Here is a 17222-nt window from a genome sequence, read left to right as displayed (position 1 = left end):
TATTCAGCAAGATCACAAGAACTACTTATCATTAATTTGAAAATTATTAAGAGAAGTATAATATAAATGTGATACAAGTAATTTTTTCTATGTGACTATAAAAATAAAAATACCGATGTAATAATAAGTGTAAGGGTGTATTATGAGCAAAAGCAATGTCGAACTCTCCCGCAGACACTTTCTAAAATGTGCCGTTATAGCGGGAATATCTGTTTATTTAGCCCCTTTGTATAGCCGTGCTTTTGATGTGCTATTCGAAGAAAAAATTCTTCAATCTCCTGACTGGAACCCGGTCGACAAACAAATCAAATTTCGTATTGATGGGTTTGCCAAAGTCCAAGGGGAAAAAGTCTTCGCCAGAGACATTCGTGCACGTGATATCCCTCACTGGCCAAAACAGCAAGGTCATGCATTTTTACTCCGCGTGACTCAAGCCGATAAAATTTACCAAGGCTTTAACCTTGATCTGCTAAAAGATGGCCTGATGCCTGACCGCATCGTAACCGCAAGTGACTTAGAAAAAGATGGCGTTGCTTTCCCTGAATTTTATGGTGATGATTTATTGCTTCCAGAAGGGAAAACTCCCGCTTACCTTGGCCAAGCCGTCGCATTATTGATTTATCATGATTTTGCTAAATTCCGTTTTGCCAAAGAAACCTTAAAATTCCGTGACGATGTTATCCAATACGGCGCAGTAACTGGCCCATTAGAACGAGACCCATGGGGAACCTACCGTGGCGTGCGAATTGGCAATGAAAATCCTTATGAGCCAGATATTTATTCAAGCCTAAAAGATATGCCAATCTCCCCTATTGGCATGAAAAAGCACTTACCCGTTTGGCCTGAAGGTCGCGAAGGCGGAAAATTAGATCAACAAGGCATGCTATATGCTGATGAGCTCGCTAAACAACTGGAAAACCCACCGGAAGACTGGTTAGTGCTCAAGCGAAAATACTTTTCTCAATCCATTGATACTGCTGCCTTAGAGCCTGATAATGCTAACGGTTGGTACGACGCCAAAACACAGTCATTCCATCTTGTTATTCCGACACAGTCCCCTCAGGAAGTTGCGGAATCATTACCAGAGATGTTGGCAAAATCGCATTTTCCAATTAAACAAATTTTCCTACACCCTTGTTTTACCGTTGGTTATGGTTCTAAAGACCACACTCCATTCCCCTATTATGGTGCGATGGCAACATTATATGGAGACGGAGTCCCTATTCGTCTAGCTAATGACCGTTATGAACAATTTCAATCTACCATCAAACGCCATGCTTTCGATATGGATTACACCTTAGCGGTTAATAAAAAAACGCATAAAATTGAAGCCCTTTCAGCTTCTTTTATCGGTGACGGCGGTGGTCGCTGTAATTTTACGCCTTCCGTTGTCATGGTCGGGGCTACTGGGGCCCAAGCTATCTATTATATTCCCCGTAGTGATTTATCTGCGGTCGGTATTGCATCAAGAGCTGTCGATGCGGGTTCAGCTCGCGGTTATGGTACTTTACAAGCCATGGCAGCAACCGATATGTTAATGGAAGAAGCCGCAAAACTCCTAAAAGTAGACCCCATCGAGTTCCGTCTTAAAAATATCATCAAATCTGGGATGAAAAATACCCAAGGGGCAATTCCTGGCGGCGCAATTCGTGCCGATGAAGTATTAACCCGCTGTGCTGCTCACCCAATGTGGACTGACAGAGCCAAACGTAAAGCCGACTTTGAAGCGAAAAATAGCGGTAAACTATTCGGTACAGGGATTTCTTGTGTGCAAAAAGACTTTGGGACAGGTGCGGAATCCTCCTTTGCTCGCGTAGAACTTACCCCCGAGGGTAAAATAGCCATTTATCATAGTGGAGCAGAAATTGGTACAGGTATGTCTACGTCCCAATCGGTGGTTTGCGCTAAATGGTTAGGAAAGCCTGCGGAACAAGCTCATTTTTCCGTTGTTGATTGGTCAATTTTACCGATGATCTCAACAGGTAACCCATTTGCTATGTCACAAGATGAGCAAAACCACTTAGCACAAAACCCATTATGGACACCGAACTACTGCTCACCTGCGAGTGCGAGTAATTCAGCCTATTATTTCACCCACAGCACAGAAGCAGCCGCACGCCTTATATTCGAACATGGGTTATGGCCAGCTGCCATGTCAATTTGGCAAGAAGGGATTGGCGGTGGACAAGCGGCCCCTCTAGTTGTTCGCCGTGAAGATGCTCGTTGGGTTGCTGAAGGCTTAACCGCTGATGGGCTTGAGGTGCTTAGCTTACCGCGCTTAATTGAACGCACTTTTGCAATGGGCGGGGTAACTGGCGCAGTGTGCCACGTATTTAACCGCTGGCAATGGGCTGAAGCCGATTTCCCTATTCAGGGTGAAACTCGCCGTTTACCGATTGATGGGCTATCACTACGATTTGCCGATAAAGAATACCAAGTTTGCCACCGCGAAAAAGCTTATTACCCTGATACACAAAGAAATAATGCCGGAGTCACTTACTACAGTGCCGTCGCTACCGTTAGCGAGCTATCCATTGATAAAGCGACTGGGCAAGTCGAATTGCTGAATCACCATAGTGTGGTGGAATGCGGTAATCTTATCGTCCCACAACTGGTTTCAGGACAAATTCAAGGTGGATTAGCAATGGGTATCGGCCATGCACTCCATGAATATTTACCTCTCTACGAAGATGGTCCCGGTAATGGGACGTGGAACTTCAACCGTTATCATCTCCCGCTTGCCAGTGATGTTGCAGTTTGGCAACAAACCAATGAAGTCCTACCAGGACTTTCAGATACTGACCCGCCGAAAGGCGTTGCTGAGGTTGTTATGATCCCGGTAGTTTCATCCATCGTCAATGCCATTGCAGATGCAACTGGTCATCATTTCTTGCATTTGCCTGTACGCGCAAAAGACATTTTAGAGGTAATATCATGAGCCTAAATTTCCTTCCCCTCACCTTAACCATTAATGGCCAACAGTATGGACCAATGGACGTGCCTGAAGGCCTCATGATGATAGACTTTCTTCATGAATATGTTGACCTAACAGGTTCTCGCCTAGGTTGTGGCCAAGGCATTTGCCATGCTTGCGTTGTTATATTAGATAATCCATCTGGTACCAGCGAAGAAATCCGCACCTGTATTACTGGTGCACATTTTTTCAATAATAAAAGCATCCGAACTATCGAAGGGGCTGCCACCAAAGAAGAAAACGGAGAGGTAAAACTATCTCCGGTTCAACAAGCTTTTGTTGAAAATTTCAGTTTTCAGTGTGGCTACTGTACCCCAGGTTTTGTAAATGCAGCGACCGTGTTTATTGAAGAACTTCAGCGAAACCCGATTGCAGAAGCAGACTTAGAAGAGGCTATCAAACAAGCTCTAAATAACCATATATGCCGTTGTACTGGTTATGTACGCTATTATGAAGCAGTACGCGATGTGGTTCTTGCGACTCCTGGTCTTATCAAGGAGGCAGTAAAATGATCAAACGAATTATTTTATGGTTGATAGCTATCGCTATCATCGTTTGGGCGGTACTGTATTGGTATGAAAGCCGTACCTTAGATGGCCCTGTACAAAAAGTGACTGCGACGCCTCAAGAAATTGAGCGAGGCCGTTACCTCACTCTTGCCGGTGACTGCGCTGCGTGTCACACCAGTGCTGATGGTGCACCATTAGCTGGTGGTTTTCCACTCGATACCCCATTTGGTACCATCTACAGCAGTAACTTAACGCCCTCAGCCGATTTTGGTATCGGCCGCTGGACAAAAGATGATTTTTATAAAGCACTGACCCAAGGTATCTCTCCACCGAGTAAAAATCTTTATCCGGCAATGCCTTATACATCCTATAAAGGGATCACTCGGGAAGATTCTGACGCTATTTACAGTTATTTGATGAGCCAGCCAGCTATTGATGTCGCGCCACCTGAAAATTCATTGCCATTCCCACTGAACCAACGCATGGCAATGATTGGCTGGAATTTATTGTTTTTTAACGATAAACCACTCCCCGATAGCTCACAAGGTAGCTCCCCTGAATGGCTACGTGGTAAGTATTTAGTTAACGTATTAGAGCATTGTGCCGAATGCCATACGCCAAGAGGAAAGCTGGGAGAAATGGATTTAGATAACTTTATGAAAGGGGGTGCTTTAGGTCGTTTTGTTGCTCCAGATATTACCCCGCAAGCGCTTGCAGAACGAGGATGGACAAAAGAAGATTTACAGCAGTTTTTCATGACTGGACTCACACCACAAGGTTCCGCCTACAGTGATATGCACCCTGTAATTTATCTGAGTTCACAACATTTAACTCCAGAAGATAATAGTGCCATAGCCACCTATTTAATGGGCGATAACCCGCCAGCAACTTCGCCATTAAGGGTGGGGGAAGGTAATGCACAAGGCCGCCAAATTTATTTAGAAACCTGCTCAGGTTGCCACTCCTATGACGGTAGCGGTAAACCGAATGTTGCGGTGGCAATGAAAGGAAATTCAACATTGCGTGATGTGGATAGCACTAACCTAATTAATGCGATTCTAGATGGTTTGCCTGAGCAAGCGTTCCCAAATAACCAATATATGCAAAGCATGCCAGGGTTTGCCAATAAGCTAAATGACCAACAAATTAGTGACTTAGTGAACTTCCTTCGCGTTCAGTGGGGAGGACAACCTGCTGATGTCACCCCGGAGCATATTAAATCTTTACGTCAATAATGACAAAAAATGAACTATCGGGCTTGTTCGTATTTAACGAGCCCAATAGTTTTCTATTTAATAACCGAATACAAATATACTTTACATAATTAAATGCATATTGATTTAATCATTCATTAATAAGAATTAGTATCATTTAAATAAATTGTGTTCTAATAAAGCTCAGTTATTTTATTCAATACTGTCATATTAAGATGACTTAAACAGTATTATTCACTTTCTTGTCTAAATCCCTTTACTCGTTCTTGATATATCATTACAGATACCCATACTATTTATGTAACTTACTGAGCTATCTGATATTAGTCATCAAATTGTGAGCAAACTTAAGCGAAATAAAACGATCTTATAATGAATGACTAAAAAATATTATTTACTTCCATTGCTCATAATAAAAACCCTAAAAATATAATCAGGGAGCACAACATGTCGGGACATATTTCTAGACGCAATTTCATCAAACTAGGCACTATTGCGGGCATTGCTGTTATGGTCGGCAAACTCCCTTTTGCGATAGCAATGGAGCTCGATTCTGACGCCCCATCAACGGATTGGATTGGTCAAAACGGTAAAGCACGTTTTCGTTGGGATGGCGTTGAAAAAGTCACTGGCCGTAAAAATTTTGCTCGTGATTACCGCGCTAAAGACATCCCCGGCTGGCCAAAAAAACAAAGTTATGCCTTTATGTTAAAAGCGACAGAGGCAGATAAAACCTTTGAAGGCATTGATATTTCAATGTTAGGGCCAAATCTACAACCTGATAAAGTTGTTTTACAAGAAGATCTTATCCGTGATGGCTTAAATATTCCCCAAGATACCAGTATGGGGAAAGGCTTCTATGGCACCAATATTTTAGTTCCTCTAGGGGATACACCGCCGATTATTGGCCACCCAGTTGCTATCTTGATTTATCATGATTTCGATAAATATAGTGCAGCACAGCGGATGTTACGCTTTGCCACAAACACCGTAAAATACGGAACGGTGACAGGGCCAAAACCGCCCGCCAACTATGGTGCAGCACGGTACGTGCGTATCGGTGGTGACACACCACTTTCGCCTTCTATTTTTTCCCCTTATCAAGATTCAGGTATTAAAGGCGGGTTCGATGGCAATACGCCTATTTGGCCACCTTATGACCCCAAGCACGCCATTTCTATTCCCCCAGTGATCCGTAAAGATCGTGGCGGTGGCTTTATTCAAGCCCTTCATCAGGCAGAAAAAAGCCCTGATAAACAAGAAAAAGCGATGGATTACGCGCGGCAAATTGAGCAAGAAATCGCAGCGGCTCGCGAGAACCCTGATAAGTTTGTGATTGAGCGCCATGGTTTTTCACAATCCATTGACCCTTGCGCGATGGAGCCAGATAACTGTAATACTTGGTATGACGCGCAAACCAAAACACTGCATATCTTAACCGCGACACAGTCTCCTGCTGGTGTAGTTAATGCTGCTGCTGAGCTATCTAAACACAACAAACATTTTTCCGTCGAAAACATTGTGTTATTAACCGGTTCTACTGTTGGTTACGGCTCAAAAGACTATTCGGTTTTTCCTTTTTATTCGATGGTCGCTAGTTTCTATGCTGATGGCTTACCTGTTCGCATGGCAAATGACCGCTATGAACAATTCCAAATGGGAATGAAACGCCACTCCATTGAGATGGATGTCACCATTATTGGTGATAAAAAAACGGGTAAGTTTGATGTATTAAAAGGCACTTATAACTGTAATGGCGGCGGTCGTGAAAACCTCTCCGTTGCCGTATCTCACGTAGCAGTGCGCGGTGCTCAGTCTATTTATTACTTCCCTAAATCTGACCTCACTGCTCTCGCCATGGCCACTCCGGCTGTCGAAGCGGGGTCAATGCGTGGTTTTGGTTCCTTGCAGTCGATGGCAATCACTGAATTGATGGTGGATGAAATCGCTCATAATCTTAATATTGACCCGATTGAACTGCGCCGCCGTAATGCCATTTTAGAAGGTTATCCAAATACACAAGGTGGTGTAATAGCCGGTGACCCGCGCAACGTTGAAATGTTAAATCTTGCGGAAAAACACCCGATTTGGGTCGATCGTGAGAAAAATAAAGCCGATTATGAAGCGAAAAACCCCGGTAAGTTATACGGCGTTGGCTTTGCACAGGTGCAGCAAGTTTATGGGTCTAGCGGTGTTCCAACGATTCTTTCTCTTGAATTTGATGCCAATGGCAAGCTAACAATGCGCCATTGTATGCAAGAGATTGGCACCGGTGGCACAACCGCACAGCAAGTGATGGTATGGCAAGCACTCAGCAAAGCCCCTGATGTCGTTGAGTTTGGGGTGACTGAGTTTGAAGAACTACCGCTTAAAACCAGTTGGGCCGACCAGAAAAAACAAGATGAATTATCCAAAACTGATCCCTATTGGACACCCGCTCTAATACCTGACATGAGCTCATCAAGTGGTGTTTACTACATTGGGTTCGGTACGCGCCAAGCTGGCCATTTTTTATTGGAAAATACCCTCTGGCCTGCGGCTAAAAGCATTTGGAGTGAAGGCCCCGGCGGCGGTGCGTTCAACGGCTTAAATGTTGAATTTGCCGATATTCGCGTTGGCCCAGATGGTATTGGCGGTGGCGGAATGAAGCCCATTCCTTTTGACATTTTAGCCAGAAGAGCCCATGAGATGGGGCTCATCACTGGGGTTGCTGTTCACGGTTATTCCAGCTGGCAGTGGGCTCGCGCAGAATTCGATATCCCAACTGTGGGTTTGAAAAATCTCCCTCTCGATGCAATATCCGTTCGTTATGGCGAGGGTGCACCACAAGAATTGAAAAAACAAATGACAACTGGCGGTTACCATTTTATTAAACGTAAAATTGCCTACTACCCACCAACACAACGCGCCAAAGCGGACCCAACAACGGTCACGCCTGCGTCTTGTTTAGTCGAGCTCAACGTCAACACCATGACGGGTGAGGTCGATATCATGCGCCACCATATGATTATGGACCCCGGTACGATGATTGTCCCTGAATTGGTTTCAGGCCAAATTCAAGGGGGTACCGCGATGGGTATCGGCCACGCGTTGATGGAAGAATTACCACTCTATGAAGATGGGCCAGGAAACGGAACATGGAACTTTAATCGCTATGTCCTGCCACGCGCTAAAGATGTTGCGGTTTGGCAGCAAACCATTGATTACTTACCACCACTTTCAGAAACTTCGCCACCCAAAGGCATGGCAGAACTGGGGATGATCCCAATCTTACCTGCGACGAGCAATGCATTAACCCATGCAACAGGCAAGCGTTTCTATGAATTCCCTATTACGGTAGATAAAATTAAAAAGGCACTCTCATGAAAATCAACAATGCCGTTCCGATTATTGAGCGCAAGCCACTAACACTGACCATTAACGGCCAAAAAATTGGTCCTATTGATGTCCCTGTTGGGATGCCAATGATTGAGTTTCTACATGAATACCTAGACCTCACTGGCACCCACTTTGGTTGCGGACAAGGGATTTGCCATGCTTGTACCATTATGGAAATCCAGCCCGATGGCACAACGGTTGAAAGCCGGACTTGTATCTTTGGTGCCCATTATTTCAACAATAAAAATATTGTTACCATCGAAGGGCAAGCCAAACTGGATGAACAAGGCAAAGTTGTTGAATTAACGCCAATTCAACAAGCTTTTATCGAAAACTTTTCGTTCCAATGTGGTTATTGTGCTCCCGGTTTTGTCACAGGTGCAACGGTGTTTCTTGATAAACTGAAGAAAAATCCAGTGAAACGAGACCAACTCGAACATGCGATTGAAGAGGCTCTCAATGAGCATATTTGCCGTTGTACAGGTTATGTACGCTATTATGAAGCTGTGAGGAAAGTCGCTCTCGACACTCCTGGCTGCGTGATCGACTAGGAAGAAACATCATGGCTAAATCCAGCTCTCTACGTAAAAGCATTTATATTATTATCTTATTATTCATAATATTAATGCTTGCGATCCTGTTTGGCGCTTTTCGTACCTCCAGTATCGGCCCTGATTTAGATAAACCGCTAACCTCAGAAGAAGTCGCCAAATTATTGCCAAGAGGGCAAGAACTGGCAACCGCTGGGGATTGCTTTGGTTGCCACTCATTACCTGAAGGGCCATTGGCTGCGGGGGGGCGTGCTATCGGAACCCCTTTCGGTACCATTTACTCCACGAATATAACGCCTGATAAACAATTTGGTATTGGTAACTATACCCGCGCTGATTTCCATCGTGCTTTGAAAGACGGAATTGGCAAAGAAAGAGGTAATCTCTACCCTGCGATGCCGTTTGTATTTACCCATATGACCACATCGGAAGATATTGATGCACTATATGCTTATGTGATGTCGCTTCCACCAATGGCCGTGCCAAACAAAGAAAATACAGGGGTATTTGTCCTACCCGTTCGCCCATTTATGAACTTCTGGACTTTGCTCAATTTTCCTAAACAAAATGCCCCCCATGACCCGCAACGCTCTGCCGAATGGAACCGTGGCGCGTATATTGTCGAAGGTTTGGCACACTGCGGTGCTTGCCACTCACCGCGTAACTTAATGATGGGGGTCGAGTTTTCACGGTCGCTTCAAGGGGGTGAAGAAGCGGGCTTAGCGATCCCTGATATCACAGCAGAAGCGCTCTCCAAACATGGCTACGATACCGCCTCTTTGAGCCAATTTTTACTGACAGGCAATGCCCCACAAGGCTCTGCATTTGCAGACATGAGCACAGTGACTCATTTTTCTACTAGTCAGATGAAAAAAAGCGATGTTGATGACATGGCGATTTATTTGATGACCGATAAACAAGGAAAAATACTCGGAGCCAAAGCCCCACCAGCGCCATTACCGGAGGCAAGCTCACCAGAAGTGGGTGATGTCAGTCAAATAATGGAAACTGGTCGCTTGATGTATATGTCTACGTGTGCAGGTTGCCACGGGATCACCGGAGAAGGTGTACCAAATGGCATTCCAGCGTTAAAAGGTAATGCCATCCTAGCCATGGACAGCCCTGAAACCTTTATCAGTGTGGTATTAACCGGTATTCCAACCACCACCTTCCCGAACGGGCAGCGTATGTATGCAATGCCAAGTTTTGCCGATGATTTAACACCACAAGAAATGGCAGATTTAATTTCATGGGCGCGCGCTGAGTGGGGAGGACAAGGTAAACCCGTCACCGCCGAACAAGTTGAAAAACTGAAAAAGGCGGCTCAGTAATCATTCGTCGCTTCTCTTCAAATGACTTATTTATTGAAGGGAAGCGACATTATTATTTTCATTACAATATTTGAGTAAAATCCCCATTAATTTTATTGTTATCTAAAAGCCTATCTTGAGTTAATCCCACAAGCAGAGAAAACGACAGCCCACATTCTAATTATTTGGAATATATCAACTGGATTTCCTTTCACATTACCTCACTCAAACATTCACACAACTCATGGGTATTTTTCAATATTAACCTTTATTAATAAGCACTTACTATATACATAACGAAAATTTAGCTTAGCACATACAGTCACAATTCAAATTAATAACCTATGTTATAGTTAATATACAAATAATAACATTAAATTATCATTTATTGTGATTAGCAATGTGAAAGGAAAGTATATGCAACTAAATATCAATGGAAGATGGGTTGAACTAAGTAATATTTCTCCATCAACACCGCTTCTTTACGTATTACGTAATGATTTAAAGCTCAACGGCCCCAAATATGGCTGTGGCTTAGGCGAATGTGGTGCTTGTAGTGTACTTATCGATGGTAAAGTCGTTCGCTCTTGTTCAACACCTATATCGACAGTAGAAAATAGAAAAATTACGACATTAGAAGGTATTAGTGATGCTGATACACTCCATCCTGTGCAACAAGGATTTATTGATGAGCAAGCAGCACAATGTGGTTATTGTACGAATGGCATGATAATGACATTGGTTGCTCTGTTTAAACGTAACCCTAATGCAAGTGAAGAAGAAATAAAAAAAGAGCTCGCTTTTAATTTATGCCGTTGTGGAACCCATGTAGAAATATTAAAAGCAGCTAAAAAAGCTAAAATAATCATCGCACAAGGTGGTAAAGCATGAGTATTTTAGATATCACTCGACGCCGTATGCTGCAAGCTGGTGGGCTCATCGTTGTCAGTAACATGTTGCCTTCTATTTCATTTGCAACAGAAAAAACACCAACCAAGAATGCCGCTATCCCTTTAAATTATGTCGATAGTTTTATTGCTCTTGCTGCAGATGGTTCGGTGACTGCATTTAATGGCCATGTGGATTTAGGTACAGGAATTCGTACCTCGCTCGCACAAATTGTCGCTGATGAAATTGGTGTCTCTTTTGAATCGGTAACAATGATACTTGGGGATCCGCAAAGTACACCAGATCAAGGACCGACTATCGCCAGTGCGACCATTCAAGTCACTTCTATCCCTTTACGCCATGCCGCAGCTCAAGTTCGTATGAAGCTAACATCTCTTGCTGCAAAAGCGTTAAATGAGCCTGTGGAAGCTGTTCGAGCAGAGCATGGATATGTTTTTGTCACTGCCGAACCTGAACGCCGTTTGAGTTATGCGCAATTGGCGAAAGGACAAGATCTCCATTTTGAATTAGATGAAAACGTAACCTTAAAACCCGTTTCTGAGGCTATTTATGTCGGAAAGCCGATTCAACGCGTAGATATTCGCGCTAAAGTAACGGGTGAATTGACTTGGGTACATGATATGCGAGTACCCAATATGTTACATGGCAGAGTTATTCGCCCTCCTTATGCAGGTGCAGATAGTAGCGCGCCGCTTGGGAATAGTTTGCTTTCCATTGATGAAAGTTCGATTGCCCACCTGCAAGGCGTGGTAAAAGTTGTACGCATTAATGACTTTGTTGGTGTCGTTGCAGAACGAGAAGAACAAGCGATAGACGCTATGCGTCAGTTAAAAGTTCAATGGAAAGAATGGCAAGGATTACCCGATTTAACCCTCGATAAGCTCCATGACACCCTTGATGCATTACCCAGCCAAGATAGGGTATTACGAGATGATGGCGATGTTGACAGCGCCTTAGCAAATTTACATAAAACCGTGAATGCTGACTATGTTTGGCCATACCATTTACATGCATCAATTGGGCCATCTTGCGCTATCGCTGATGTCCGTGCCGATAAAGTAGACGTCTGGTCAGGCACACAAAACCCTCATGACCTACGAAAAGATTTAGCACTACAACTCGATAGAGACCTATATCAAATACATATTCATCGCATGGAAGCATCAGGGTGCTATGGGCGCAACTGTGCTGATGACGTGGCTGCCGATGCTGTTTTACTGTCTCAAGCGACAGGCCGACCTGTGCGAGTGCAATTAATGCGAGAACAAGAAGCGGGTTGGGAGCCAAAAGGCACAGGGCAATTGATTAAAATTCGAGGAGGAGTTGATCAAAATAATGATGTCAGCGCTTACGAACTCAGTACTCGTTATCCATCAAATAACGCCGCTACTTTATCGTTGATTTTAACTGGGAAAAAAGAAAACAAACCAGATATTCAACAGATGGGGGACCGCACTGCTATCCCTCAATATCTATACCCACATATGCGTGTTATTGCTAAAGATACCGCACCTGTTGTTAGGGCATCTTGGATGCGTGGAGTTTCAGCGCTCCCGAATGTATTTGCCCATGAATCTTGGATTGATGAAATTGCTTATTTAGCACAGCAAGACCCTATCGCATATCGCTTGAAATATTTAGATGATCCTCGAGCTATCGCTTTAATTAATGCTGTGAAAAAACAGGCAAATTGGGTTGATGGACCAATGCATCAAAAACCATCCCCTGTAACCGAAGAAATTGTGAATGGTCGAGGCTTTGCATGGGCGCGTTATTTTCACAGTAAATTCCCGGGGTTTGGTGCAGCATGGGCAGCTTGGGTTTGTGACTTAACCGTTAATCGTCGTACAGGGCAAGTGCTTATCAAAAAAGTCTATGTCGCTCATGATTGTGGACAAATAGTTAACCCAGATGGCGTTAAACACCAAGTCCATGGAAACATTATTCAATCCTGTAGCCGAGTATTAAAAGAGTTTGCCACCTTTGATAAATCAGGCACAACCTCACTTGAATGGGGGGGATACCCTATTCTACGTTTCGATGAGTTACCCGAAATTGACATTCAATTAATGGAATATCCCAATGAACCCCCTATGGGAGCGGGTGAATCTGCATCGGTACCAAGCGCTGCCGCGGTAGCAAATGCGTTATTTGATGCATTAGGTGTGCGTATGCGGGAAGCTCCGTTTACCCCTGAACGTATTCTGCAAGCAGTAAATATGGCAGCCAAAAACCAAGGAGTGGCTCATGAGTAAAGCAAAAAAACTATTTGGCTACAGTGCGCTTGCTGTCATTATTATTGCGGTGGGGGGACTCGCTCTGAGTTGGCAATCTGCCATTGAGCCATTACACACTAATTCGACACAAAGTTTTACTGATGCTCAAATTGCCCACGGTGAAAAATTAGCGGCACTAGGTGATTGTGCTGTTTGCCATACACGGCCTGGCGGTGAGAAAAATACCGGGGGCTTCGCAATGGAGATCCCCTTTGGCACAATTTACACCACAAATATAACACCGGATATAGAAACAGGAATTGGCAGCTGGTCATATGAAGCGTTTGAACGGGCTATGCGTTATGGTGTTGATCGTGAAGGGAATTATTTATACCCTGCTTTCCCTTATACCGCATTTACTCATACTTCCGACGATGATTTATATGACCTCTATGCATGGTTAATGAGCCAAAAACCCGTTCGTTATCAACCCCCAAAGACATCGTTGAACTTCCCCTTTAATATTCGCCAAGGAATTTGGGCATGGAACCAGCTCTATTTAACCACTGGGCCATTAAAACCAGATAGTTCACAAACTGATGAGTGGAACCGAGGTGCATACCTTACCGAAGGACTCGGCCATTGCAGCGCTTGCCACTCTCCACGTGATATTTTATTTGGCGAAAAAGGCGGAGATAGCCACTTGATGGGCGGAGATGCTGAAGGATGGAGTGCACCAGCGCTGCGAGGTAACCAATCTTCACCTGTTGCATGGAGCCATCAGGACATGGCGGAGTTTTTGCGTAGCGGGTTCTCAGCTAACCATGGCGTTGCAGCAGGCCCGATGGCGCCTGTCATTAGAGAAGGAACCTCTCAACTAACCGAAGAAGATAGACAAGCTATTGCTACCTATTTGACTTCTGAAGTTGATCATCCGCAGGTCACATCGCAAGCCGTAGCAATCGTACAGCAAACAGAAGATAAAATTGAACCACTCTCTACTGAAGGGGCAAGGTTATATTCAGGGGCTTGTATGGCATGCCACGCCCAAACGAAAGGTGCGCAAATGTCAGGTGTACGCCCCGCTTTAGCCTTAAATACAAATCTTTATGCAGATACACCAGATAATGCCATTCGCGTTGTATTAAATGGAATAGAGTATGAGGCAACAGATGGGCTCGGTAGCATGCCTGCTTTTCGTCATAATTTAAGTGATAAGCAAATAGCTGTACTCTTAAATTACCTAAGAACAACGTTTACCGACAAATCGCCATGGCCTGATTTGGAACAACAAGTTAGCCAGCTACGCGCGGAAACAGCAGCTAAATAATCCGTTTTATCTTTAGCGCAAATAACGGTTATATCTATGTCCCCTTATTTGCGCTATTTATTTCTACTCAACAATATTTCAGACACTTTATCACCAAACACGCATTGTCCCTGTGATAATCACGTCATACTATAGAGAATTGCATGGCTAACACGTTTGCCTACTCTCATTTCTTGCGATTTGTGGTATTTTAGTCTCTGAAAATAATCGTCGAATACACTCACAGAATTTAGTTAACTCAATACGTTAAACAGACAACATTATGACTGATAAGCAAAGTTTCGAATCTCACACCCCTATGATGCAGCAGTATCTAAAACTAAAAGCACAACATTCAGACATACTGCTGTTTTATCGCATGGGTGACTTCTACGAACTGTTTTTTGATGATGCTAAAAAAGCGTCTCAATTGTTGGATATTTCCCTCACCAAACGGGGGCAATCTGCGGGGCAGCCGATCCCTATGGCCGGCGTTCCCCACCATGCTGCCGAGGGCTACTTAGCCAAATTAGTACAAATGGGTGAATCCGTCGCCATTTGTGAACAAATTGGCGACCCTGCGACCAGTAAAGGGCCGGTTGAGCGCCAAGTAGTACGTATTGTCACGCCAGGTACTATCACCGATGAAGCGCTATTAAATGAAAGGCAAGACAACCTATTAGCTGCGGTATGGCAAGACCAACAAGGCTTCGGGTTTGCCACATTAGATATCACTTCTGGCCGTTTTATTATCAGTGAAATCGCCGACGAAGAAGCATTACAAGCTGAACTTCAACGCTCTCGCCCTGCCGAACTTCTATACCCTGAAGACTTCGCCAGTATGGCATTAATTGAACACAATAAAGGCCTACGTCGCCGCCCATTGTGGGAATATGAGCTCGATACTGCAAAACAACAGCTCGGTTTACAGTTTGGTACGAAAGATTTAATTGGTTTTGGGGTTGAAGATGCTCATAAAGCGCTCAGAGCCGCAGGCTGCTTATTACAATATGTAAAAGACACACAACGTACTTCACTGCCCCATATTCGCAGTATTGTGATGGAAAAACAAAATGATAATGTCATTTTGGATGCAGCAACTCGTCGCAATTTAGAGATCACACAAAACCTTGCAGGTGGTACAGAAAACACACTTGCCGCCATTTTGGATATGTGTGTGACCCCAATGGGCAGTCGTATGCTAAAACGTTGGCTACATACCCCATTGCGTAATATTCAAGTATTAAATAACCGCCAACAAGCTATTAGTGCATTGCAAGAATGCGGCTTTGAATTACAACCATTTTTGCGTCAAATCGGCGATTTAGAACGGGTATTAGCACGCTTAGCACTGCGTTCCGCTCGTCCACGTGACTTAACCCGTATGCGTTACGCATTCCAGCAATACCAAGATATTCATCAAATACTGAGCCAATCAAGTAGTTCGTATTTGCAAGATCTTCAAAATCGTATTAGTCAATTTGATGAGTTACAAGGCTTACTTGAAAAAGCCATTATTGATGCACCACCTGTGTTGGTACGTGATGGCGGTGTTATCGCCCCAGGTTATAATAGTGAACTCGATGAATGGCGCGCCCTTGCTGATGGGGCAACCGACTACCTCGATAGACTCGAAATTCGTGAAAGAGAAAAGCTGGGGATCGATACCCTAAAAGTCGGTTATAACGCGGTTCATGGCTACTATATTCAGGTTAGCCGCGGTCAAAGCCATTTAACACCTATCCATTACGTTCGTCGCCAAACGTTAAAAAATGCAGAACGCTATATTATTCCTGAACTCAAAGAATATGAAGATAAGGTATTGACATCAAAAGGAAAAGCATTAGCTATTGAAAAAGCGCTGTATGATGAGCTGTTTGATATGCTATTGCCTCATCTTGCTGCGCTGCAAACTAGTGCTGAAGCACTCGCTGAGTTAGATGTCCTAGCCAACCTTGCGGAGAGAGCACAAACTCTAGGCTATGCTTGCCCACAACTGACTGAAAAACCGGGTATCCAAATAACCGAGGGTCGCCACCCTGTTGTAGAACAAGTGCTTAGCGAGCCGTTTATTTCTAACCCATTATCACTATCACCACAACGTCGCCTATTAATTATTACTGGTCCAAATATGGGCGGTAAAAGTACCTATATGCGCCAAACTGCATTGATTACCTTATTAGCGTATATCGGCAGTTTTGTTCCTGCCAGCAAGGCAGTAATAGGGCCAATCGACCGTATTTTTACTCGTGTTGGAGCCTCTGACGACCTTGCTTCTGGCCGTTCCACCTTTATGGTTGAAATGACAGAAACCGCCAATATCCTTCACAATGCGACAGAACATAGCTTAGTGCTAATGGATGAAATTGGTCGCGGGACTTCAACCTATGATGGTCTTTCCCTTGCTTGGGCTTGCGCTGAAAATTTAGTTAATAAAATCAAGGCAATGACCTTATTTGCTACGCATTATTTTGAATTAACAACACTACCTGAAAAACTCGAAGGTGCGGTCAATATTCACCTCGATGCTATTGAGCACGGTGATACCATTGCCTTTATGCACAATGTTCAAGACGGCGCCGCCAGCAAAAGCTATGGTCTTGCTGTCGCTTCTCTTGCAGGCGTGCCAAAAGATGTGATTAAACGAGCGAAACAAAAGCTTAAAGAACTCGAAGTGATCTCAAACAATGCCAATGCGAGCCATGTGGATAGCGCCCAGCTTAGCTTTTTAACCACAGAAGATGTCGAGCCATCTCCAGTATTAACTGCTCTCGCTGAAATTGATCCCGATAAACTCACTCCGCGCCAAGCCCTAGATTGGATTTATCGGTTAAAGGATATGGATAACTAAC

The 17222-nt window shown here is 44.1% G+C and carries 10 protein-coding genes; all 10 read left to right on the top strand.

Translation table 11 applies throughout. The features are described 5' to 3' along the window. Positions 1-142: 142 nt before the first annotated feature. The 10 genes from FVA72_RS05145 (at position 143) to mutS (ending at position 17221) form a co-directional block, all read left to right on the top strand. A complete protein-coding gene (locus FVA72_RS05145; RefSeq protein WP_094960925.1) occupies positions 143-2938 on the top strand; it encodes a xanthine dehydrogenase family protein molybdopterin-binding subunit in 2796 nt (931 codons plus the stop codon). Then, a complete protein-coding gene (locus FVA72_RS05140) occupies positions 2935-3486 on the top strand; it encodes a (2Fe-2S)-binding protein (protein ID WP_004260697.1) in 552 nt (183 codons plus the stop codon). Before FVA72_RS05145 ends, FVA72_RS05140 begins: the two co-directional genes overlap by 4 nt. Further along, the gene (locus tag FVA72_RS05135) at positions 3483-4718 is read left to right on the top strand and encodes a c-type cytochrome (RefSeq protein ID WP_110592289.1); all 1236 of its coding nucleotides are present in this window, start codon (positions 3483-3485) and stop codon (positions 4716-4718) included. The genes FVA72_RS05140 and FVA72_RS05135 overlap by 4 nt, the downstream gene beginning before the upstream one ends. A 426-nt stretch (positions 4719-5144) precedes the next feature. Continuing rightward, complete coding sequence (locus FVA72_RS05130; protein ID WP_110592290.1) at positions 5145-8063, top strand: xanthine dehydrogenase family protein molybdopterin-binding subunit; 2919 nt, start codon at positions 5145-5147, stop codon at positions 8061-8063. Next, positions 8060-8626 carry a (2Fe-2S)-binding protein gene (locus FVA72_RS05125; protein WP_004260707.1) on the top strand — a complete coding sequence of 189 codons (567 nt, stop codon included), beginning with the start codon at positions 8060-8062 and terminating at the stop codon, positions 8624-8626. The genes FVA72_RS05130 and FVA72_RS05125 overlap by 4 nt, the downstream gene beginning before the upstream one ends. Positions 8627-8637: 11 nt before the next feature. Next, entirely contained in the window at positions 8638-9957 is a 1320-nt protein-coding gene (locus FVA72_RS05120) for a cytochrome c (RefSeq protein ID WP_110592291.1), read from the top strand. A 396-nt stretch (positions 9958-10353) separates the two neighbouring features. After that, positions 10354-10827 carry a (2Fe-2S)-binding protein gene (locus FVA72_RS05115; protein ID WP_036958302.1) on the top strand — a complete coding sequence of 158 codons (474 nt, stop codon included), beginning with the start codon at positions 10354-10356 and terminating at the stop codon, positions 10825-10827. After that, a complete protein-coding gene (locus tag FVA72_RS05110) occupies positions 10824-13100 on the top strand; it encodes a xanthine dehydrogenase family protein molybdopterin-binding subunit (RefSeq protein WP_110592292.1) in 2277 nt (758 codons plus the stop codon). Before FVA72_RS05115 ends, FVA72_RS05110 begins: the two co-directional genes overlap by 4 nt. Beyond that, positions 13093-14391: a c-type cytochrome gene (locus FVA72_RS05105; RefSeq protein ID WP_110592293.1), complete on the top strand. Its 1299-nt coding sequence runs from the start codon at positions 13093-13095 to the stop codon at positions 14389-14391. Before FVA72_RS05110 ends, FVA72_RS05105 begins: the two co-directional genes overlap by 8 nt. A 262-nt stretch (positions 14392-14653) precedes the next feature. Then, a complete protein-coding gene (mutS, locus tag FVA72_RS05100) occupies positions 14654-17221 on the top strand; it encodes a DNA mismatch repair protein MutS (RefSeq protein WP_094960919.1) in 2568 nt (855 codons plus the stop codon). The last annotated feature ends 1 nt before the right edge of the window (position 17222 follow it).

This window comes from Providencia sp. PROV061 (assembly GCF_011045655.1).
GTDB lineage: Bacteria > Pseudomonadota > Gammaproteobacteria > Enterobacterales > Enterobacteriaceae > Providencia > Providencia hangzhouensis.
The sequence above is the reverse complement of the archived record's forward strand: the minus strand, read 5'-3'. Positions and strand labels throughout refer to the sequence as shown.

Excerpts from the sequence above, each read along its gene's own strand:
- FVA72_RS05105 (WP_110592293.1), top strand. The coding sequence starts at position 13,093 with ATGAGTAAAGCAAAAAAACTATTTGGCTACAGTGCGCTTGCTGTCATT.
- FVA72_RS05115 (WP_036958302.1), top strand. The coding sequence starts at position 10,354 with ATGCAACTAAATATCAATGGAAGATGGGTTGAACTAAGTAATATTTCT.
- mutS (WP_094960919.1), top strand. The coding sequence starts at position 14,654 with ATGACTGATAAGCAAAGTTTCGAATCTCACACCCCTATGATGCAGCAG.
- FVA72_RS05130 (WP_110592290.1), top strand. The coding sequence starts at position 5,145 with ATGTCGGGACATATTTCTAGACGCAATTTCATCAAACTAGGCACTATT.
- FVA72_RS05120 (WP_110592291.1), top strand. The coding sequence starts at position 8,638 with ATGGCTAAATCCAGCTCTCTACGTAAAAGCATTTATATTATTATCTTA.
- FVA72_RS05125 (WP_004260707.1), top strand. The coding sequence starts at position 8,060 with ATGAAAATCAACAATGCCGTTCCGATTATTGAGCGCAAGCCACTAACA.
- FVA72_RS05140 (WP_004260697.1), top strand. The coding sequence starts at position 2,935 with ATGAGCCTAAATTTCCTTCCCCTCACCTTAACCATTAATGGCCAACAG.
- FVA72_RS05110 (WP_110592292.1), top strand. The coding sequence starts at position 10,824 with ATGAGTATTTTAGATATCACTCGACGCCGTATGCTGCAAGCTGGTGGG.
- FVA72_RS05145 (WP_094960925.1), top strand. The coding sequence starts at position 143 with ATGAGCAAAAGCAATGTCGAACTCTCCCGCAGACACTTTCTAAAATGT.
- FVA72_RS05135 (WP_110592289.1), top strand. The coding sequence starts at position 3,483 with ATGATCAAACGAATTATTTTATGGTTGATAGCTATCGCTATCATCGTT.